Source organism: Pseudomonas sp. SCB32 (assembly GCF_009189165.1).
In the GTDB taxonomy this organism is placed as follows: Bacteria; Pseudomonadota; Gammaproteobacteria; order Pseudomonadales; family Pseudomonadaceae; genus Pseudomonas.
Genome location: NZ_CP045118.1, coordinates 1355522 through 1375208, shown reverse-complemented (window position 1 = coordinate 1375208; position 19687 = coordinate 1355522). Strand labels below are relative to the sequence as shown.

The following is a 19687-nucleotide window of genomic DNA, read 5'->3' as shown; positions in this document are numbered from 1 at the left end:
GCTCAGCGACTCCAGCCCTCGTAGCGATCATGATCGCGGTCGTGGTAGTCCCGGCGGTAATCGTGGTGCGGGCGGTCATTCCAGTCGCGGTCATTCCAGTCGCGGTCATGCCAGCCGTGATCGTGGTCGTGTTCGTAGACCACGCAACCGGTCAACGGAAGGATGAGCAGTACAGCAGCGAAGATGCGACGCATGGCGCCTCCTGAAACGAGCCGGTAGCCCCGCCGGAATGCGGGGCGATAATTCTTCCGGTCTCACAGGGTCAGACATTGCTGTCAGACGTCGGTGCTATGCCGTTAGGTAAAGCTTTGGTAAATCAGCCGTTTACAGTTTCCAGGCGACGCTGGCGGCGGCTCTGCAGGTGCAATACACCGAACAGCAGGACCTGCAGCTGCTCGCCCAGCGAGCGACGACGCGCCAGCAGCGCGACCTCACCGACATGCACCAGCAGCATCACGCCGGATACCCAGAGCAGCGGGCGATGCAATTCGCCGAAGGGGTAGACGAGGTTGAGGACGGCGGCGAGCCAGAACATGGCCAGCGCACCCTTGGCGAAACTCAGCAATTCGGACATGGCGATCTTTCCCTGGAAAAAGGTCGCTGCAGTCTGCCGCCCGCCCCGTCCTGAGCGCTCCTGTCTTTCGACTGGCGACGAAGATCGCGGGCATGGCCCGCTCCTACGGTGGGGACATCCATTGTAGGAGCGGGCCACGCCCGCGAAGGCGGATAACGCCATGCGTTATCCGCCGCCTCTCATGGAAGCCCACCCCGGCAAGAGCTAGAGTCCAAGCATCACCCGTCGCAAGGATCGGCCATGTCCGAACTCAGCCACCAGCAGGCGCAGCGCCGCGTCGATGACATCCTGGCCTTCGACCGGGAACTGCGGCGCCTGAACCTCGAGGGAGCCCTCACCCTCGATGGCGCACAGCGCGAACGTCTGCACGACCACCAGCAACGCCTGCTCGCCGACTACCGCGCGCGCTTCGACATCGACCGTGACAGCCAGGACCACCGGCTCTCCCTGGGCATGCGCGTCGCCTCCTTCCTCGGCGCACTGGCCCTGGCCGCCAGCCTGTTCTTCCTGTTCTACCAGTTCTGGGGGCTGTTCGCGGAAACCGCGCAGGTCGCGATACTCATCGCCGCCGCACTGGGCAGCCTGCTGCTGACCCTCTGGCTGCAGCGCCGCGATGCCTCCGGCTACTTCACCAAGCTCGCGGCCATGCTGGCGTTCGCCTGCCTGGTGCTGAACGTGGTGATGATCGGGCAGATCTTCAACATCACGCCCTCGGACAAGGCGCTGCTGCCCTGGGCCGCCTACGCGCTGCTGCTGGCCTACACCTGCAACGCCCGCCTGCTGCTGGCCGCCGCGCTGATCTGCGTGATGGGCTACGTCGCCGCGCGGGTCGGCACCTGGAGCGGCGTGTACTGGCTGGACGTGGGCGAACGCCCGGAGAACTTCTTCCCCGCCGCCGCGTTGATCTTCCTCATCCCCTCCTTCATCAACCAGGGTCGCTTCGACGGCTTCGCCGCGATCTACCGGGAATTCGGCCTGCTCGGGCTGTTCCTGCCGATGCTGGTGCTGGCCAACTGGGGCGGCGGCAGCTACCTGCCCCTGGGCTTCAGCACGGTGGAAAACCTCTACCAGGTGCTCGGCTTCGTCGCCTCGGCGCTGGTCATCTGGCTTGGCGCACACCGCGAATGGCCGGAGGTGGTGAACACCGGGCTGACCTTCTTCGTGGTGTTCCTCTACACCAAGTTCTTCGACTGGTGGTGGGAGGTGATGCCCAAGTACCTGTTCTTCCTCGTGCTCGGCCTGTGCGCGGTGCTGATCCTGTTCATCCTGCGCCGCCTGCGTAACGTCCACGGCCTGCTGGGAGGGAGTCAGCCATGAACTGGACCCGCACCCATGCCCTGTTCGGCGGTGTCGCGCTGATCCTGCTGGTCAACGCCGTGGCCCTGGGCGGCGTGGCCTGGAACCGCTCGGGCACGCCGGACAGCCAACCGCGCCTGAGCCAGCGCGAGCTGGCCGCCAACAGTTCCTGGCACAAGGAGAACAGCGGCCTGAGCCTGCGCCTGAACTGGCGCTTCCCCAGTGACGACGAAGGCGCCGGGCCGCGCAGCCGTGCCTGGGAACCCCGTATCAATGCAAGGCAGATGGCCGAGCTCGGCTTCCGCATGCCCGAACAGGTGGACGACACCAGTGCCCGCCAGTTCGACCGCCAGCAATCGCGCGCCGCCCTGCTGGTCCTGGAACTGGACGGCCCGCTGTACCAGCGCGAACTGCAACTGGCACGCAAGCGCCTGGACGAGTTACAGCAGGCCGCCGCGGCGGCGCCGGGCAACCAGAAACTGGCCTATGAACTCAAGGACCACCAGACCGCTCTGAAAAGCGAGGAGAAATTCGCCACCCGCCTGCTGCTCAAGGACGTCGGCCTCGACCAGCAGGCCCTGCGCCAGCGCTACCCGGACCGCCAGCGCTACCTGATCGTCCACGGCCGGGTGCGGCCCATCTCACTGCTGCACAAGCACATCTGGACCCTTGGCGGCACCGCCAGCGCCATGGGCGTGGACAGCATCAACGTGCCGCACGGCTGGCGGCAGGTGCTGGAAGAGGACAGCTGGCAAGCCTACGAGGGCCGCGAACGGATGCAGCGCTTCGTTGCCGAGGTCGCCTTCGGCCAGAAACTGGAACCCTGGATCGAACGCATCGAGGTCGCGCCGCCCGGCCCCTGACCGGGTCCGCCACGCCGATCCGAATCCGCTTGCGCGAGGCGCACGGGCGCTGCACCCTGTGCGCCCGCATCGCACTGTTTTACCCCGCACCGCCCGGCCATGAACGACGTCACTCCCGATCCCAGCCGCTGTCCGCTTTGCGGCCAGTCCAACCGCTGCACCCAGGCTGACCCTGCCCTGGAGGGCCAGGCCTGCTGGTGCTTCAGCACGCGCATCGACCGCAACGCCCTGGAGCGCATCCCGCCCGAGCTGGTCGACCGTGCCTGCCTGTGCCCGCGCTGCGCCGCAGGACTTGCGGACAGCGACGGGAACGCCTGATGCGCCTGGACCGTTTCATCGCCAACCTGCCCCGTTTCAATCGCCAGCAGGCACGCCAACTGCTCGCCGAAGGCCGCCTGCGCGTCGATGGCCAGGTGGTGCGCGACGGCCGCTTCGAGGTGCGCGAGTTCAGCCGGGTGGAATTGGACGAAGAGTTGCTGCAGGCCGGCAAGCCCGCCCGCTACTTCATGCTGCACAAGCCCGCCGGCTGCGTCAGCGCCACCCGCGATGCCGAGCACCGAACGGTGCTCGACCTGCTGGACGAGCCGGACAAGGACGAGCTGCACATCGGCGGCCGCCTGGACTACAACACCACCGGCCTGTTGCTGATCACCAACGATGGGCAGTGGTCACGGCGCATGACCCTGCCGGGGCGCAAGCTGCCGAAGGTCTACTACGTCGAGACCGAAGACCCGATCGAAGCGCACTACGCGCAGACCTTCGAACAGGGGCTGTACTTCGCTTTCGAAGACCTCACCACCCTGCCCGCGCAACTGGAAATCCTCGCCCCGCGCGCGGCGCGCCTGACCCTGCACGAAGGCCGCTACCACCAGGTCAAGCGCATGTTCGGCCACTTCCAGAACAAGGTGACGCGCCTGCACCGCGAGAGCATGGGCAGCCTGACGCTTGACCCCGCCCTGCAACCGGGACAGTACCGCGCGCTGACTGCGCAGGAGATCGCGGCGCTGGGCTGAGCCCCCGCACCTGATGTCACAGGAATGTAGGGCGTATAACGTTCGACGTTATACGCCGTTTGACCCTGATCCCCGGGCACTCCGAACCGAGCCCTGCCGCTGACGACAAATAACCGCGTATCGGCGTACAACCGCGAACGGCTGTACGCCCTACGTAGGTGTAATGCCGATATGAACCTGCAGGAGCGGGCCACGCCCGCGAATCGCGCGCATGGCGCGCATGGCGCGCTCCTGCAAACTCACCCCGCCACGAGACCTGCCCCACACTCCGCCAATTCCCTCCGCAGACCATTCAGCCCGGTGGATTGCAGCCGCCGAGGCAGCTTGGCTAAGCTCCAGCCAATCCCGCGTCCCAAGGAAAGGTGATGAAGAAACTGTCGGTCGCCCTGCTGCTTGCCCTGAGCGCCAGCTTCGCCGTCGCAACCCCGAGCAAACCCTCGCCGTTGTCTGACTTGCAGGCAGCGTTGAAGACGCTCAAGCCCGGCCAGTACCTCTGGTATCCGGAAATCTCCCCGGCCGGACCGGTGACGCTGGTGGTCAGCCTCACCGAACAGCGCGCCTACGTTTACCGCAACGGCATCGCCATCGGCGTCGCCACGGTCAGCACCGGCAAGAAGGGCAAGGAGACCCCCACCGGTGTGTTCACCATCCTGCAGAAGAAGGTCGAGTACTACTCCGACCTCTACAACAGCGCGCCCATGCCCTACATGCAGCGCCTGACCTGGGACGGCATCGCCCTGCACGCCGGCAACCTACCCGGCTATCCAGCCTCCCACGGCTGCATCCGCCTGCCCATGGCGTTTGCCAAGAAGCTCTACGAGGTCACCGGTTTCAGCTCCACCACGGTGATCATCTCCGACGCCAAGAGCTCCCCCGTGGAGGTTTATCACCCCGGCCTGCTCGCCCCTATCGTCAGCGACGGGCGCCCCGCCGGACCGCATGACGACAGCGGCATGGTGACGCCATTCTGGAGCGATCCGGGTGCGGACAAAGGCCCGCTCTCCGTGCTGATCAGCCGTGCCGACCGTCGCGCCTACGTCTACCGAGGGGGCCAGCAGATCGGTACCGCGCCAGTGGCGTTCGAGCATCCCGAGGAAAAGACCGGCGTCGCCGCCTTCTCGCTGATCAGCAAGCCGAGCCAGACCGACATCGACAGCCTGAACCCCAGCCTGCGCTGGACCACCGTGCAGGTCAGCGACCCACAGAAGGGCCTGACGCCTGCCGAGCAACTGGGCAGGTTCAGCATGGACCGCGACTTCCTGCGCAACCTGCTGGCGAGCATGGATATCGGCAGCACCCTGGTCATCACCGACCTGCCGTCCACCCGCACCATGCGCAGCAACCCCGACTTCACGGTGATCACCACCAACGACCGCAAGGCGGAACAGAAGCCGGTCAAGAACCAGCCGGTCAACTGATCCTCCGGCATGACAGGCAGGGAGGCCGCAACGCCAGCCACTGGGCAAACGCCCTACCCCGCATTCACCCTCCAGTCGTTCAGGTTGCGAGCGCCCGCCCGTATGCTGCGCGCTCGCCCCACATTCCCGGAGTATCGATGAAGACGCTACTGTTGCCGCTGTTGCTGGCGGGCCTTGGGGTCAATCTTGCCCAGGCCGTGCCACAGACCCACACGCCCCTGACCGACCTGCCCGCCGCGGTCGCCGCACTCAAGCCCGGGCAGTACCTGTGGTACCCGCAGATATCCCCCAACGGCCCGGTGACCCTGGTGGTCAGCCTCACCGAGCAGCGCGTCTACGTGTACCGCAACGGCATCGCCATCGGCGTCGCCACGGTCAGCTCCGGCCGCAAGGGCAAGGAGACGCCCACCGGCGTGTTCACCATCCTGCAGAAGCAGGTGGACCACCACTCCACCCTCTACAACGATGCCGCCATGCCGTACATGGAACGCCTGACCTGGGATGGCGTCGCCCTGCATGCCGGCGGCCTGCCTGGCTATCCGTCCTCCCACGGCTGCGTCCATCTCTCGCTGGACTTCGCCCGGAAGCTCTACGACGTCACCAGCACGGCGACCACCACCGTGATCATTTCCGATGCGAAGAGCGCCCCGGTGGACGTCAACCATCCCGGCCTGCTCGCACCCATGGTCAGCGATGGCCGCCCGCAGGGTCCGAACGAGGACGGCGAAGACCTCCCGCACTGGAGCGACACGGCAGAAAGCCAGGAGCCGCCGACCGTTCTCGTCAGCCGCGCCGACCGCCGGATCTACGTCTACCGCGGCGGCATCGAGATCGGCACCGCCAAGGTGGGCATCTCCCGTCCGGAAGAGAAATCGGGCGTCGCCGCGTTCTCCCTGCTGGAAAAGCCCACGGCGAACCAGATCGACAGCAACCAGCCGAAGCTGCGCTGGAGCGCCATCCAGGTCAGCGACCCCAAGGAGGGCCTGACACCCGCCGAACAACTTGGAAAGTTCTCGGTGGACCGGCAATTCCTGCACAACCTGCTCGCCAGCCTCCAGGTCGGCAGCACCCTTGTGATTACTGACCTGTCGTCAACCCGGGAGACCCGCAGCGCCCCCGGATTCCGCGTTATCGATGCGGATAACCGACAGACGGACTAAACTTGATCATAAAACAACCAAACACCTGGTCAAAAATCGCGCACAATGCGGCGTTTCCCAGAAAAAACCATATCGATTCAACGGGAATGTTGTATTCATGCTGACTTTTTCGAAGTTGCGGGGGTTCTTCCGGATCACTGTCGCCAGCACCGCGCTTCTCGCGCTCGGGAGCTGGCAGAGTGCGTCCGCCGCCGATCGCCTGCCCACGGCCGATGAGCTGCACCGTCTCGCGCCCGCCGCCAATACCGAAACGCTGCGCCTGGCGCTCAATGCCCTGCAGTGCGCCAGCACCCAGCTGGGCGGGGGCAACCAGCTGCTGACCGTCATCGACTACTCCAAGCCCTCGCGTGACAAGCGCCTGTGGGTCTTCGACCTCAAGCAGCGCAAGCTGCTGTTCGAGGAGTGGGTCGCCCATGGCAAGAACAGCGGCGACGATCTCGCCACCTCGTTCTCCAACCGCCCCAACAGCTACCAGTCTTCCATCGGTCTCTACCAGACCGGTCAGACCTACAGCGGCAAGCACGGCCGCTCGCTGCGCCTGCAGGGCCTGGAGCCGGGCTTCAACGACAACAGCGAAGAGCGCGCCATCGTCATGCACGCGGCCGCCTACGCCGATCCGAAAGTCGTCTCCGGACTCGGCCGCCTGGGCCGTAGCCAGGGCTGCCCGGCGGTACGCCCGCAGGTGGCGCAGAAGCTGATCGATACGGTGAAGAACGGCAGCTACGTATTCGCCTACTACCCGCAGCAGCAGTGGCTGAAGAGCTCGCAGTTCCTCGCCGGGCAGAGCTGCACCGTGGCGAAGAACCCGCAGATCATCCGCTACGCGCAGAACCTCGCCAAACGCTGACAGGGTTTCCCCCGGTAGGAGCGGGCCATGCCCGCGATCGCGCCCGTGGGGCGCTCCTACAAGTGGTATCGGAGATCGCCGGGAAGACAGGCACAGCCCCATCGATTCGCGGACAAGGTCCGCTCCTGCGAGAGCAGTCCGACCGCACGGAGCGTCGGACCAGGCCATGGCATCGACACTGCGCACGGTGTAGCGGCGCACAACCGCGAACGGCTGTACGCCCTATGCCTTGACTGTCTCCAGAACCTCCAGCATCGCCTGCACATCCACCGCGTCGATCTGCTCCGGCCGCAGGAAGCGTTCGCCGTACTCCAGGTACACCCCCTGGATCAGGAACACCCGGAACAGGTCCGCATCGATGTGCTGGTCGCGGGCCATGAAGGCCAGGATCTTCAGTGACTCCGACAGCGTCTTCGGCGCCTTGTACGGGCGGTCGGCGGCGGTCAGCGCCTCGAAGATATCGGCGATTGCCATGACCCGCTCCGGAATGCTCATCTGCTCCCGCGACAGCTTGCGCGGATAGCCGGTGCCATCCACCTTCTCGTGGTGGTTGGCGGCGATGGTCGGCACCCGACGCAGGTGGCGCGGCAGCGGCAGGGTGGTGAGCATCATCAGCGTCTGGACGATGTGTTCATTGATCTTGAAGCGCTCTTCCTCGTTGAGCGTGCCGCGCCGAATGCCCAGGTTGTATAGCTCGCCGTAGTTGCTCGCAAAAGGCGGCAGGCGCATGTCGAAGCCCCAGATATTGCGCGGGTCGTCCTTGTCCACCGGCGGCTTGCGCTCACCCCAGGGCACGCGGTGCTCGGGCTTGTCGGCGAGCAGGAACTCCTCCGCCGGCAAGGTCGGTTCCGGGCATCCCCGCTTGCGCTCCAGCTCATCGTGGGAAATGCCCAGGCGATCATCGAAATTGCGCAACCAGCGGCGCTCGCCGATGCGTTTGAGGCGCTCGATATCCTCATCCTTCATGAACTCGCCGCCGACGTTGGCCTGGGCGACGAAGGCATAGTCCTCGCGCAATGCTTCATGCAGTGCATCCCGCCGCGCCGCCAGCAAGCCGATGTCGTTGCCCGCGGCCATGCCGCGCCAGTAGTCCAGCTCGATATCGCGCCAGATCACCTCGAAGCGCATGCGAACCTCGTGCAGGCGGTTGTACAGCGTCTCCAGCTTGGTCGCCTTGTCCACCACGTACTCGGGGCTGGTGATCTTGCCGCAGTCGTGCAGCCAGGCGGCGATCTGGAACTCGTAGCGCTCCGCATCGCTCATGGTGAAGCTGGCGTACTCGCCGTCACGGGAATCGATGACCTTCTGCAGCAGCAGGTCCGCCAGCTGCGGCACCCGCTCGCAGTGGCCGCCGGTGTAGGGGCTCTTGGCGTCGATCGCGTCGGCCAGCAGCTTGATGATGGCATCCAGCAGGCGCTGCTGGGCCTCGATCAACTGGCGGGTCTCGATGGCTACGGCGGCAGCGCCGGAAAGCTCCTCGACGAAGCGCTTGAACGGCTGGAGCGGCTGCTGGCTGTCGGCGCCCTCCTCCGCCAGCTGCAGGACGAGAATGCCCAGCAGCTCGTCGCTGCGATTGCGCAGCGACACTTCCAGGTACTGCCCGCGATTGGCCAGCGCCTGTCCTACCCGCTCGGCCAGCTGGGCCTCGGTGAAACCCTCGATGACCATCGACTGCGGATACTGCTGGCCGTGCACCGTGCAGGCCAGGCGCAGGCGGCTGTCCTCGTCCTCCAGCAGGTACACCGCGCCGCCCATGACGGCGGTGGCTTCCACCAGTCGCGAGAGCACGCCTTCGAGCATGCTGTCCAGGCGCGTCTCCCGGCTCAAGGTCAGGGTGATCGCCTGGAAATTGTGGATAGTGCGCGACATGCTGCCCATCACCCGGCTCAGGTCGCGCACCTCGGCAATCTTCGATTGCACACCAATGGGCCGGGCGAAGTCGAAGGCCGCCAAAGACTCCACCTGGTCGGCCAGCGCCGTCAGCGGACGGGCGATGCGACGGCCCAGATACCAGCCGATCAGCAGCAGCACCAGCAGCAACACCGCACTCCACAGGGCCTGGTCGATCAGCAGCTGGCGGGCGCCGGCCAGCAGCTCGATGGCTGGAATAGCGATCAGCACGCGCACCTCGCTGTTGGTGAAGTTCGACAGCGGAACCCAGATGCCGTACCAGGTCGCGCCCCCGGCCTCAAAGGCCCGAGGCTGGCCAGCCGGCATCGACGCGGCGTTCAGCTGGGTCAGGCTGGGCACGCCCAGTTCCTCCAGCGTCGCCAGGCGCAGCTCGTTGCCCTGATGGATCAGCAGCTTGGTCAGGTCCGGGTAGGCGATCACCGTGCCCTTGCCATCGACCACCGCCAGCTCGGTGTGGGCCGTCTGGCGCAGGTCGCCCATTTCGCCGCCAAGGTCGTTGACCGAAGCGTCCATGCCGATCACCGCCGCACCGTCAACACTGCGGTGCGCCAGGGTCAGGCCGATCTCACGGGTGGTGAAGAACACATAGGGCTGGGTCAGCACGGTCTTGCTGGTGTCGAGCGATTCCCGATACCAGGGCCGCTGTCGGGGGTCGTACTTGTAGTCCGGGCGCTCCTGCGCGCCCAGCAGTTGCAGGTCCTTGTCGTAGAAGCGCCATTCGCCCTTCAGCGCCCCCTGGCTGTCCAGGGTCAGGCTCTGCACCAGGTATTTCGAGTCGTCCGGCGCCTGCAGGATTCGCCGCACCTCGGGCACGCGCAGCGCGCGGATCAGCATGAACTCGCCATTCGGGTAACCGATGTACACCGCGCTCAGGGTACGGTTGGCGCGCAGGTTCTCCACCAGCATCGGCAAGCGCTCCAGGCGCGCCGGCAGGTTGTCGATCTGCGAGATGGGGTCGTGGGTCATCAGCCGCAGCGCGCTCTCCGCCGGATCGATCAGGCGGCGGATGCGCTCGTTGATGGTCGCGCCCAGTTGGCTGGCCGACTCGCCCGCCGCCGCCACCAGCGCCCCTTCCACGCCTCGGTAGCCCTGTATCAGCAACGCACCCGCCAGCACCAGCATGCTGACAATGATGGCGCCAGCCACCAGCAGCTGCAGCGGGATGCCCCGTTTGAGTACCTTCATCATCACCAGCCTCTGTCCGTTGAGCCGTAGCGATATCCGCTATCGAGAAGTTCCGTCGCCATGGCCGGCGACGTGTTGCGTTGCATGATCCCGGCCAGGCTGCCGTCCAGCCACAGCGACTCGATCAGGCGCAGCCATTCGGCGCTCTGCGCCGGGGTGAATCGCTTGCGCGAGAGCATCAGGTGGTGCGGCGTGGCCGGGCCGCGCATCACATCGACCACCCGGAACCGCTCGCGCTCACGGCGATCGGTGACCGCGCCCTCCAGGTTCAGCTCGTGGCCGATCACCCCTTCCACGTCGCCATTGAGCAATGCGGTGAAGCGAGTCGCATCGTCATGGAACTCCACCACCCGCCCCTCGCCCCGCAGAATGCGCAGCACGGCATCGATATAAGGGCCATGGCGGTAACCGGCGATCACGCCGATGCGCGCGCCGGGCATATTGTGGAAGTCCTCCAGCGACTGCATGTCGCCCAACTCGTTCGGCACGATCAGCTTGTTGCGCAGATAGACGTACGGCAGCAGGTAAGTGAAGGTGCGCCGCTGCGGCGTGGCAACTCCGCTGGTGCCCATCTCCAGGTCGCCGCTTTCCAGCATCCGCCAGATCTCGTCACGCGGCCGTACCGAGGCCACGAACTTGCAGCCGCTGCGCCGCGCCAGTTCGGCAATCAGGTCGGTGTCGATGCCGCCACCGTCATCGTGGAAGAACACCAGGTTGCGGGTATAGGCGACGCGGATCGGCGCCTCGCAGCCATAACGGTCGGCGCCCATGGCTACCGCAAACAGCCAGGCAGCCGGCAAGACCTGCAGAGTGCGCAGCAAGGGGTGCAGTGCCATTGACCCGCTCCGTCCGCGGTATCGGCCTTGAGAGGAGCACGTCAACGACGCTCATCTGCGGGCGGGAAGAAATGACTGACACAAAGAGTGTAATCGGCCTTCTCCAAATCGCCGTCGAGTCACAAAGATAAATGTCACTTCGTCGGATTCCCGACCGGCAAGCGCGAACAATCGTTCACGGACGGTTGCGTCGGACGACCCCGCCTGCTTAACTCTGGCCCAAGCGTGACCGGTGAGTCACGCACAACGTCCAAGAATGCTTCATCGCGGCAGCCGTTCCCCAAGCCGCCCCTTCCCTGCCTGGTCAAGAGCCTCATTCCGCGCTGGAAACAGTGCCGGAACGATACTTCTTGGCGTCGTAACTGATTGAAAATTAAGAAAATATTAAGTTTCGCCGTGTGACACGAAGCTGTCACGTCAAGGCGCTTTCCTCTGCCTGGGTACTTTTCTTCGCATCCGATCGTGGGTGCGTTCCTATGACCTGCGTCTGGAGGAAAACGACATGAGGCCGGAAACCGCCGTCGTCGAGATTCAGCAACATCGGGTACACACGGAGTTCCACGCCAACAGGGAAGCGCGTCAGACCATCATCCTGGTCAACGGCTCGCTGGCAACCACTGCCTCCTTCACGCAAACGGTGAAATACCTGCAGCCCCACTTCAACGTGGTTTGCTACGACCAGCCGTACTCCGGCCAGTCCAAGCCGCACAACGACTGCCGCGAGCCGATCACCAAGGAGTACGAGGCAGCGCTGCTGCTGGAGCTGATCGAGCACTACCAGGCGGACATCGTGATGTCCTTCTCCTGGGGCGGCGTCGCCACGCTGCTGGCCCTGGCCCAGCGCCCGGCGCGCATCCAGAAGGCGGTCATCAACTCGTTCTCGCCGCTGCTCAACGCGTCGATGCTCGACTACCTGCACCGCGGCCTGGACTACCTCGCGGCCTGCGACCGTCCCAACGTCGGCAACCTGGTGAACGAAACCATCGGCCGCTACCTGCCGCATCTGTTCAAGCGCTTCAACTACCGACACGTCAGCAGCCTCGACGAGCACGAATATCAGCAGATGCACTTCCATATCTGCCAGGTGCTCCAGCTCAGCGCGGAAAGCTACATGGAGAACTTCTCCTCCATCGACATCCCGCTGCTGTTCCTCAATGGCGAACTGGACATCTACACCACCCCGGCCGAAGCGCGCCTGTTCCAGCAACTGATCCGCGACTGCGAATTCCGCACCATCCGCAACGCCGGTCACTTCATCGACGTGGAGCACAAGCAGGCCTGGCAGGAAACCCAGGAGCACCTGCTCGCCTTCCTCCAACCCCAGCGCAAGGTCATGCTGGCTCCCGCGTACCAGCCCAACAGCCAGGGCGTACCGATTGCCGCCATGGTGAGCTGATGCAGCCAGCGCACAACACCGGGGGCCGGACACCACCCACCGCCTCCGGTTATTTTTTGCACGCAGCACCGCACAAAAGCAGCATCCTCGGCGCAGCTCGCCGCCCAAGGCTTCACTAAGCCCCCGCCTTCTGGTAAAAAGGCACCCCCAAGCGGGCGTCGTATAATGGCATTACCTGAGCTTCCCAAGCTCATGACGAGGGTTCGATTCCCTTCGCCCGCTCCAGATTCCCATGCAAATGCCCCCGGCAGCGTTCGTTGCCGGGGGCTTTTGTTTTTCCAAGGTGCTCCTGCCGCAGCGCGGGCAATGCCCCTCAAGCGTGAAGCGCGTCCATCTGCTTGCGCGCATTCGCCAGCCCCGCAACAACGCCGTGGGGCCGGATATCGAGCCCTTCGGCGTAGACGAACTTCACGTCGGTGATCCCCATCAGGCCCAGCACTGCCCGCAGGTAGGGCGTGACAGCATCGGTCTCCTGACCGACGTGCACGCCGCCGCGCGAGCTGAAGGCAATGGCTTTCACGCCTTCGACCAGGCCCATTGGGTAAGTCTCGGTGTAGCGGAAGGTCACCTGTGCCCGCGCCACCAGGTCGAACCAGTTTTTCAGTTGGGTCGGCACGTTGAGGTTGTACATGGGCGCGCCGATCAGCAGCAGGTTGCTGCCCTTGAGCTCGGCGATGAGTGCGTCGGACAGGGCCACCGCCTGCCGGATCTGTTCGCTGGATTGCACGGCGCCCCGCAGTGCGTGGAACAGTTCGCTGTCGAGCACCGGCAGGTCGAGGTTCGCGAGGTCGCGCACGATCACTTCGTCCTGATGGCCGTTGGCCTTGCGCTCCGCCAGGAAGTCGTCGATCAGGGTATTGGTCTGCGACTGGCTGCCGTTGATGCTGGATTTGAGCGCGAGAATCCGGGCCATTTGAGGTCTCTCCGTTGCTGAATTGAGGAATGGAAAGAATCCTAACATTCACCATTTCGAGCCATAACGGATAAAATCTACGCACCAAGTAGACTTTCTGTATCCACTGACATGCGCAATAACCTGAAAGGCATTGATGTCTTCGTGGCTGCGGTGGAGGCGAAGAATTTCGCCCAGGCCGCCGAGAAGCTTCACATCACGCGCTCCGCGGTGGGCAAGAGCATCGCTCGCCTCGAGGAGCGGCTGGGCGTCGTGTTGTTCCAGCGCACGACCCGCAGCCAGAGCCTGACGGATGAGGGCACGCTGTTCTACGAATACTGCCTGCGCGCCGTGGAAGAAATCCGCGCGGGAGAGACGCTGCTGGAGAGCGGCAAGTGGCAGATGAAGGGGCGTCTGCGGGTGTCGATGCCTTCGCTGTTCGGCCACTTGTGCCTGGCGCCGATCCTGATGGAGCTGGCCCAGGAGAACCCCGAGCTGAATCTGGAGTTGTCGTTCAGCGACCGGGCCGTCGATCTGGTGGAGGAAGGTTTCGACCTGGCGATTCGTGTCGGCACGCTCCCCAACAGCAGCGCCCTGGTGGCGCGCCCGCTGGGTGAGCACAGCATGGCGTTCTGCGCCTCGCCCGCCTACCTGCAGCGCTTCGGGGAGCCCCGGACCGTCGAGGCGCTGTCGCAGCACAAGGCCCTGGCCTATGCGCGCTTTGGCCAGGTGCACCGGTGGCGAGTCCTGATCGAGGGGCAAGCGGTGGAGCTTCAGCCTGAGACCCGCCTGCTCTCCGACGACCTGCAAGCCTTGCTGGATGCAGCCCTCAAGGATCTGGGCGTGGTCTGGCTACCCTACTGGCTGGTGCGTGACGCGCTGCGCGACGGCTCGCTGCGGGAGCTGCTGCCCGAGATGCCCGGCGTGACCTACGCCATACACGCCGTGTGGCCCTACACGCAGCACCTTCCGGTGAAAGTCCGGGTAACGGTGGATGCATTTCTGCAGAAGCTTCCCGTCCGCTTGGCCGAGGTCGATACCCGCGCCTGATCGGGACAGGTTGGCGAGCCGTGTTTCGCTGTTGCACATGCTGGCCCTGGGGACGGAGGCGATCGCACGCGCTCCCTCGCGGCCGAATGCGCGGTTCAAGCAAGAGCAGCGGTTGATCAATCCAGCCCGCGAAGTTGTCGCTTTTCATCAAGAGTCGCCTCCCGCGCTCCCCTAGATTAGGCCCCGAGCAAGCCCCTGATCGAACCCAGGGGGCAGAGTCTGGAGGAGACCAGCCATGCAATCCGTCGAGCAGATCAAACGCGGCACTTCCATTGCAGATTGGGCCGAGCAGCGCCCGGAAGAGGCCTTCACCCTGCCCTCGCGCTACTTCTTCGACGAGCAGATCTTCGCCGCCGAACGCGACCGTATCTTCATGAGCGCCTGGCATCTGGCCGGGCACCGCAACGAATTCGCCGAACCGGGGCAGTTCGTGGTTTGCGACATTTTCGACCAGAGCGTGGTGGTGGCCTGCGGCAATGACGGCAAGATCAACGCCTTCCACAACGTCTGCCAGCATCGTGGCAATCGCCTGCTCGATGTCCGCCGTGGCAACAACACCCGCGTCCTGCGCTGCGCCTACCACTCCTGGTGCTACGAAATGGACGGCAGCCTGCGCAGTGCGCCACGCAGCGAGCGGCTGATCGCCTTCGACAAGCAGGAGTTCAACATCCCAAAAATCCGCGTCGAGGAGCTCGGCGGCTTCGTCTACTTCAACTTCGACGCCGAAGCCCCCGCGCTGGCCGAACTCTTCCCCGAGGCCGACGCGGAAATGCGCGCGGTCTTCCCTGACCTGGGCAAGATGCGCCTGATCGAGGAGCAGGACGTGATCGTTCCGGCCAACTGGAAAGTGATCATGGACAACTCCATCGAGGGCTATCACTTCAAGCTCTCCGGCCCCTGCCACATCGACCTGGCCAAGCTGATCGACTTCAAGGGCTACCGCCTGACCAAGCGCGACAACTGGTGGACCTACATAGCCCCGGCCAACCTGCAGGCCGAGGATGCCTACGGGGTGAGACTCACCGGGCCGCGCAATCCCGACGAGCGCTTCTTCAACATCGGCCTGTGGCCGAACAACACCTTCTACACCTTCCCGTACTCCGAGTTCCTCGGCACCTTCATCATGATTCCGCTGGATGCCGAGCGCTCGCTGCTGCGCTTCGGTTACTACAGCCCACACGAAGAAGTCCCGGAGGTCTCCCACGCCTGCATGAAGTGGATGAACGATGAGCTCGGCCCGGAAGACATCGAGCTCAACATCAGCGTGCAGAAGGGCCTGCGCTCCCTCGGCTACGACCAGGGCCGCTACATGATCGACGCGGAGCGCAGCAACGAGAGCGAGCACCTGGTGCACCACTTCCACAAGCTGGTGTTCGACGGCATCAGCGGTCGCTGACCTCGCGCTTACCTGTCACGGGAGAACCTTATGCTCGCGCATGAATACGACTACGTGATCATCGGCGCAGGCTCGGCCGGCTGCGTGCTGGCCAAGCGCCTGGGCGAGAACCCGGCATTGCGCATCCTGGTGCTGGAATCCGGCCCGGTGGACAGCAGCTGGACCATCGACATGCCCTCCGCCGTGGGCATCGTGGTGGGCGGCACGCGCTTCAACTGGAGCTACACCAGCGAGCCGGAGCCGGGCCTGGACAACCGCCGCATCGGCACCCCGCGCGGGCGCGCCCTCGGCGGCTCGTCCTCGATCAACGGCATGGTCTACATCCGTGGCCATGCCCGCGACTACGATGGCTGGGCCGAGCGCGGCTGCGAGGGCTGGAGCTATCGCGAGGTGCTGCCGTACTTCATGCGCGCGCAGAACCACCGGGACGGCGCCGACGCCTACCGGGGCGGCGACGGGTTGCTCCACGTCACCCCCGGCGATACTTCGCCGCCGTTGTGCCGGGCCTTCATCGAGGCCGGCCAGCAGGCCGGCTACGACTTCAGCCGCGACCTCAACGGCTATCGCCAGGAAGGCTTCGGCCCGGTCGACCGCACCACCCGCGACGGCAAGCGCTGGAGCACCGCGCGCGGCTACCTGGCCGAGGCCCTGAAGGGCAGCAACGTCAGCGTGGCGACTTCGGCGCTGAGCCGGCGCATTCTCTTCGATGGCAACCAGGCCTATGGCGTCGAGTTCGAAATGGACGGCGAGCGGCATCAGGTGCGCGCGCGCCATGAAGTGCTGCTCAGCGCCGGCGCCATCAACTCACCGCAACTGCTGATGCTCTCCGGCGTCGGTCCGGCGCAGGACCTGGAGCGCCTGGGCATCCCCGTGGTGCATGACTTGCCCGGCGTCGGCCAGCGCCTCAACGACCACCCGGACACCGTCGTGCAGTACCGCTGCAAGCAGCCGGTGTCCATCTACCCCTGGACGCGCGCGCCAGGCAAATGGATGATCGGCGCCCGCTGGTTCGCCAGCCACGATGGCCTTGCGGCGAGCAATCATTTCGAGGCCGGGGCGTTCATCCGCTCGCGTGCCGGAGTCGAGTTCCCCGACCTGCAACTGACCTTCATGCCACTGGCGGTGCAGCCGGGCAGCGTCGACCTGGTGCCGGAGCACGCCTTCCAGGTGCACATCGACCTGATGCGCCCGACCAGCCTGGGCAGCGTCAGCCTGACCAGCGCCGACCCGCACCAGGCACCGCGCATCCTCTTCAACTACCTGACCACCGAACGCGACCGCGCCGACATGCGCGCCGGCGCCCGCCTGGTGCGCGAGATCCTCGCCCAGCCGGCCATGCGCGCCTATGCCGGCGACGAACTGGTGCCCGGCGCCGACCAGACCACTGACGCCCAGCTCGACGCCTGGGCCCGGCGCGTCACCGAGACCGGCTATCACGCCAGCGGCACCTGCAAGATGGGCCCGGCCGGCGACCCCGCGGCGGTGGTCGATGCGCAGTTGCGCGTGCATGGTCTGCGTGGTTTGCGCGTGGTCGATGCGTCGATCATGCCGGAGATCGTCAGCGGCAATACCAACGCGCCCACCGTGATGATCGCCGAGAAGGCCAGCGACCTGATCCGTGGTCACAACGCCCTGCCGGCCAGCGATGCGCCGGTGTGGATTCACCCGCGCTGGCGCGAATGCCAGCGCTGAAGCGCACTTGCCAAACCCGGCCCGCTCCGCTTGCATAGGCGCAGCGGGCCTATCCATTCGAGCGAGGCGCCGGCCGATGCAGCCGGCGCCCATTTCCGTGCCAGGTGTCACCATGAAACGAACCGAACCCCTCAGCCTGGATTGGCAGGACCCTACCCGGCCGCCCCTGCGCATCGGCATCCTGCTGCTGCCATCGTTCTCCAACTTCGGCCTGGCGGCGCTGATCGAGCCACTGTCCATCGCCAACTGGCTGGCCCAGCGCAGCCTGTTCCAGTGGACCCTGCTGTCGGTAGACGGCCAGCCTGTGCCGGCCAGCAACGGCCTGCTCGCCAGCCCCCAGGCGAGCGTCAGCGAGCCTGAGGAGTTCGATGCCTGCGTGGTGATCGCCAGCTTCGATGTGCACCGCCACGCGCGCAGTCCCGCGCTCAAGGCCTGGATCAAGCGCCAGGCCGCCTTCGGCGCGGTGCTGGTGGGCATCGAGACCGGCACCGAACTGCTCGCCGCTGCCGGCGTGCTCGACGGTCACCCCGCCGCGGTGCACTGGGACAACCTGCAAGGCTTTCAGGAGAGCTACCCGAAGGTACAGGCCTGCGCGCAGCTCTACTACCTGGGTCGCACGCGCCTGACCTGCGCGGGCGCAACGGCGGTGCTGGACATGCTGCTCGCCTGGCTGGACAGCCTGGTGGGCGGGAACCTCGCGCGCGAGGTGGCGATGCACATGCTCATCGAGCAGGTGCGCGAGCCGCAAGTGCAGCAGGCCGAAGGCTATCGCCGCAGCCTACACGCCCAGGCCGGCAAGATGAGCCGCGCCATCGAGCTGATGGAGCAGCATCTGGAGGAACCGCTGAGTTGCGAGGCCATTGCCGAGCGGGTCTCGCTGTCACGCCGGCAACTGGAACGGCAATTCATGCAGCACACCGGCCTGACTCCGCTGAAGTACTACCTCAGTCTGCGTCTGGCGCGCGCCCACAACCTGCTGCAGCAAACCCGCATGAGCGTTGCCCAGGTCGCCGCCAGCTCGGGCTTCGGCTCGCTGGAGCACTTTTCCCGCGCCTATCGCGCCAGGTTCGGCTGCCCGCCGAGCAACGATCGCTCGCAGAGCCTGAGCGCGCCGGTCATGCGCCAGCCACTGGCGCATGACCCGTCGCAGCTGCCGCTCTAGAGCCCCAGGTAGCGACGCACCGCCGGCGCGCCCGGCTGACCGTCGACCGTGGTCACCCCGGCCAGCCAGGCGTCCAGCACCTGCGGATTGCGCTTGAGCCAATCGCGCGAGGCCAGCGCCGGCTTCTGCTTGTCGTTGAGGATGGCGCCCATGATCTGGTTCTCCATGCCCAGCTGGAACTCCAGCTGGGTCAGCAGCGCCCCGACGTTCGGACACTCCTGGCGGTAACCCCGGCGCGTGTGGGTGTCGACCACGGCGGCGCCATAGTCCGGCCCGAAGGCGGCATCGCCGCCGCTCAGGTAGCGCATCTGCAGCTGGGTATTCATCGGGTGTGGCTCCCAGCCGAGGAACACGATCGGCTTGTGCGCGCGCACCGCCCGCCGCACCTCCACCAGCATCCCCGCCTCGCTCGACTCCACCAGGCGGAAGCCCTTGAGCCCGTAGCTGTCCTTGTCGATCAGCCCCTGGATGATCTGGTTGCCGTCGTTGCCGGCCTCGATGCCGTAGATGCGCCCCTGCAACTGGTCCTTGAACCGGGCGATGTCCTTGAAGTCCTTGAGCCCGGCCTCGTAGGCGAAGTCCGGCACGGCCAGGGTGTACTTGGCGCCGACCAGGTTGGTGCGCACCCGCTCGACGCTGCCCTTGTCCAGGAACGGCTTGGAAATCACCGCCATCGACGGCATCCAGGCGCCGAGATAGACATCGATGCCCTTCATCTCCATGGCCTGGTAGGCCATCGGGATCGACAGCATCTGCGTTTTGGTCTGGTAGCCCAGGCCCTGCAACAGAGTAGTAGCAAGGCCGGTGGTGGCGGCGATGTCGGCCCAGCCGACCTCGGCGAAGTTCACCGTCTGGCAGGCCGAGGGTTCGGCCGCCTGGGCGGTGGCGATGGAAGCGAACAGCAGCGATACGGCGAGCACAGGCACAGCGCGTTTCTTCGACATGCGAACGACTCCGGAGCGGGTTCGAGGGGGAGTTTCACGTGCAGTGGGGCGG

At 65.5% G+C, this 19687-nt stretch carries 18 protein-coding genes and 1 tRNA gene; 13 read left to right on the top strand and 6 right to left on the bottom strand.

The annotated features are described in order from the left end of the window. Positions 1-2: 2 nt before the first annotated feature. Both GA645_RS06405 and GA645_RS06400 read right to left on the bottom strand, forming a co-directional pair. Positions 3-194: a hypothetical protein gene (locus GA645_RS06405; protein WP_152221003.1), complete on the bottom strand. Its 192-nt coding sequence runs from the start codon at positions 192-194 to the stop codon at positions 3-5. Positions 195-316: 122 nt separating this feature from the next. Then, positions 317-574 carry a DUF1145 domain-containing protein gene (locus tag GA645_RS06400; protein ID WP_152221001.1) on the bottom strand — a complete coding sequence of 86 codons (258 nt, stop codon included), beginning with the start codon at positions 572-574 and terminating at the stop codon, positions 317-319. A gap of 240 nt (positions 575-814) precedes the next feature. On the opposite strand from GA645_RS06400, the gene GA645_RS06395 reads away from it, so the two are divergent. The 7 genes from GA645_RS06395 to GA645_RS06365 all read left to right on the top strand — a co-directional run bounded on the left by GA645_RS06395 (position 815) and on the right by GA645_RS06365 (position 7171). Continuing rightward, the gene (locus GA645_RS06395) at positions 815-1891 is read left to right on the top strand and encodes a DUF2157 domain-containing protein (RefSeq protein ID WP_152220999.1); all 1077 of its coding nucleotides are present in this window, start codon (positions 815-817) and stop codon (positions 1889-1891) included. Then, entirely contained in the window at positions 1888-2733 is an 846-nt protein-coding gene (locus GA645_RS06390) for a DUF4824 family protein (RefSeq protein WP_152220997.1), read from the top strand. Before GA645_RS06395 ends, GA645_RS06390 begins: the two co-directional genes overlap by 4 nt. Positions 2734-2832: 99 nt before the next feature. After that, entirely contained in the window at positions 2833-3051 is a 219-nt protein-coding gene (locus tag GA645_RS06385; protein ID WP_152220995.1) for a cysteine-rich CWC family protein, read from the top strand. Continuing rightward, positions 3051-3746 (top strand): pseudouridine synthase, encoded by a 696-nt coding sequence (locus GA645_RS06380; RefSeq protein WP_152220993.1) that lies wholly within the window; start codon positions 3051-3053, stop codon positions 3744-3746. The genes GA645_RS06385 and GA645_RS06380 overlap by 1 nt, the downstream gene beginning before the upstream one ends. Positions 3747-4111: 365 nt before the next feature. Then, on the top strand, positions 4112-5164 hold the full coding sequence (locus tag GA645_RS06375; protein WP_152220991.1) for a L,D-transpeptidase: 1053 nt from the start codon (positions 4112-4114) through the stop codon (positions 5162-5164). Between the two features lie 137 nt (positions 5165-5301). Further along, positions 5302-6324 (top strand): L,D-transpeptidase, encoded by a 1023-nt coding sequence (locus GA645_RS06370; RefSeq protein ID WP_152220989.1) that lies wholly within the window; start codon positions 5302-5304, stop codon positions 6322-6324. Between the two features lie 97 nt (positions 6325-6421). After that, positions 6422-7171, top strand: a complete 750-nt coding sequence (locus GA645_RS06365) for a murein L,D-transpeptidase catalytic domain family protein (protein ID WP_152220987.1) — start codon at positions 6422-6424, stop codon at positions 7169-7171. A gap of 222 nt (positions 7172-7393) precedes the next feature. Here GA645_RS06365 and GA645_RS06360 read toward each other — a convergent pair whose 3' ends face one another. Further along, positions 7394-10267, bottom strand: a complete 2874-nt coding sequence (locus tag GA645_RS06360) for an HD domain-containing phosphohydrolase (protein WP_152227947.1) — start codon at positions 10265-10267, stop codon at positions 7394-7396. Positions 10268-10269: 2 nt separating this feature from the next. Continuing rightward, positions 10270-11103: an ABC transporter substrate-binding protein gene (locus tag GA645_RS06355; protein WP_152220985.1), complete on the bottom strand. Its 834-nt coding sequence runs from the start codon at positions 11101-11103 to the stop codon at positions 10270-10272. Between the two features lie 502 nt (positions 11104-11605). On the opposite strand from GA645_RS06355, the gene GA645_RS06350 reads away from it, so the two are divergent. Then, on the top strand, positions 11606-12499 hold the full coding sequence (locus GA645_RS06350; protein ID WP_152220983.1) for an alpha/beta fold hydrolase: 894 nt from the start codon (positions 11606-11608) through the stop codon (positions 12497-12499). Between the two features lie 151 nt (positions 12500-12650). Continuing rightward, positions 12651-12724, top strand: a tRNA-Gly gene (locus GA645_RS06345). Between the two features lie 88 nt (positions 12725-12812). Here the strand turns inward: GA645_RS06345 and GA645_RS06340 are convergent. Beyond that, positions 12813-13412 (bottom strand): FMN-dependent NADH-azoreductase, encoded by a 600-nt coding sequence (locus GA645_RS06340; RefSeq protein WP_152220981.1) that lies wholly within the window; start codon positions 13410-13412, stop codon positions 12813-12815. Between the two features lie 111 nt (positions 13413-13523). Between GA645_RS06340 and GA645_RS06335 the strand changes: the two genes are divergently transcribed. The 4 genes from GA645_RS06335 (at position 13524) to GA645_RS06320 (ending at position 18691) form a co-directional block, all read left to right on the top strand. Beyond that, positions 13524-14441, top strand: a complete 918-nt coding sequence (locus tag GA645_RS06335; protein ID WP_152220979.1) for a LysR family transcriptional regulator — start codon at positions 13524-13526, stop codon at positions 14439-14441. Between the two features lie 235 nt (positions 14442-14676). Beyond that, positions 14677-15837 carry an aromatic ring-hydroxylating dioxygenase subunit alpha gene (locus tag GA645_RS06330; protein WP_152220977.1) on the top strand — a complete coding sequence of 387 codons (1161 nt, stop codon included), beginning with the start codon at positions 14677-14679 and terminating at the stop codon, positions 15835-15837. A gap of 30 nt (positions 15838-15867) precedes the next feature. Then, positions 15868-17529, top strand: coding sequence for a choline dehydrogenase (locus GA645_RS06325; RefSeq protein WP_152220975.1), 1662 nt, complete (start codon positions 15868-15870; stop codon positions 17527-17529). 112 nt (positions 17530-17641) lie between these two features. Continuing rightward, positions 17642-18691, top strand: coding sequence for a GlxA family transcriptional regulator (locus tag GA645_RS06320; RefSeq protein ID WP_256676082.1), 1050 nt, complete (start codon positions 17642-17644; stop codon positions 18689-18691). Here GA645_RS06320 and GA645_RS06315 read toward each other — a convergent pair. Then, positions 18688-19635, bottom strand: a complete 948-nt coding sequence (locus GA645_RS06315; RefSeq protein WP_152220971.1) for a choline ABC transporter substrate-binding protein — start codon at positions 19633-19635, stop codon at positions 18688-18690. The genes GA645_RS06320 and GA645_RS06315 overlap by 4 nt on opposite strands. Positions 19636-19687 lie beyond the last annotated feature (52 nt).

What these genes read in the sequence shown, in the direction of transcription:
- GA645_RS06330 (WP_152220977.1), top strand. Translation starts at nt 14,677, where the DNA reads ATGCAATCCGTCGAGCAGATCAAACGCGGCACTTCCATTGCAGATTGG.
- GA645_RS06370 (WP_152220989.1), top strand. Translation starts at nt 5,302, where the DNA reads ATGAAGACGCTACTGTTGCCGCTGTTGCTGGCGGGCCTTGGGGTCAAT.
- GA645_RS06385 (WP_152220995.1), top strand. Translation starts at nt 2,833, where the DNA reads ATGAACGACGTCACTCCCGATCCCAGCCGCTGTCCGCTTTGCGGCCAG.
- GA645_RS06315 (WP_152220971.1), bottom strand. Translation starts at nt 19,635, where the DNA reads ATGTCGAAGAAACGCGCTGTGCCTGTGCTCGCCGTATCGCTGCTGTTC.
- GA645_RS06365 (WP_152220987.1), top strand. Translation starts at nt 6,422, where the DNA reads ATGCTGACTTTTTCGAAGTTGCGGGGGTTCTTCCGGATCACTGTCGCC.
- GA645_RS06375 (WP_152220991.1), top strand. Translation starts at nt 4,112, where the DNA reads ATGAAGAAACTGTCGGTCGCCCTGCTGCTTGCCCTGAGCGCCAGCTTC.
- GA645_RS06320 (WP_256676082.1), top strand. Translation starts at nt 17,642, where the DNA reads ATGAAACGAACCGAACCCCTCAGCCTGGATTGGCAGGACCCTACCCGG.
- GA645_RS06350 (WP_152220983.1), top strand. Translation starts at nt 11,606, where the DNA reads ATGAGGCCGGAAACCGCCGTCGTCGAGATTCAGCAACATCGGGTACAC.
- GA645_RS06335 (WP_152220979.1), top strand. Translation starts at nt 13,524, where the DNA reads ATGCGCAATAACCTGAAAGGCATTGATGTCTTCGTGGCTGCGGTGGAG.
- GA645_RS06400 (WP_152221001.1), bottom strand. Translation starts at nt 574, where the DNA reads ATGTCCGAATTGCTGAGTTTCGCCAAGGGTGCGCTGGCCATGTTCTGG.
- GA645_RS06360 (WP_152227947.1), bottom strand. Translation starts at nt 10,267, where the DNA reads ATGAAGGTACTCAAACGGGGCATCCCGCTGCAGCTGCTGGTGGCTGGC.
- GA645_RS06340 (WP_152220981.1), bottom strand. Translation starts at nt 13,412, where the DNA reads ATGGCCCGGATTCTCGCGCTCAAATCCAGCATCAACGGCAGCCAGTCG.
- GA645_RS06380 (WP_152220993.1), top strand. Translation starts at nt 3,051, where the DNA reads ATGCGCCTGGACCGTTTCATCGCCAACCTGCCCCGTTTCAATCGCCAG.
- GA645_RS06325 (WP_152220975.1), top strand. Translation starts at nt 15,868, where the DNA reads ATGCTCGCGCATGAATACGACTACGTGATCATCGGCGCAGGCTCGGCC.
- GA645_RS06405 (WP_152221003.1), bottom strand. Translation starts at nt 194, where the DNA reads ATGCGTCGCATCTTCGCTGCTGTACTGCTCATCCTTCCGTTGACCGGT.
- GA645_RS06395 (WP_152220999.1), top strand. Translation starts at nt 815, where the DNA reads ATGTCCGAACTCAGCCACCAGCAGGCGCAGCGCCGCGTCGATGACATC.
- GA645_RS06390 (WP_152220997.1), top strand. Translation starts at nt 1,888, where the DNA reads ATGAACTGGACCCGCACCCATGCCCTGTTCGGCGGTGTCGCGCTGATC.
- GA645_RS06355 (WP_152220985.1), bottom strand. Translation starts at nt 11,103, where the DNA reads ATGGCACTGCACCCCTTGCTGCGCACTCTGCAGGTCTTGCCGGCTGCC.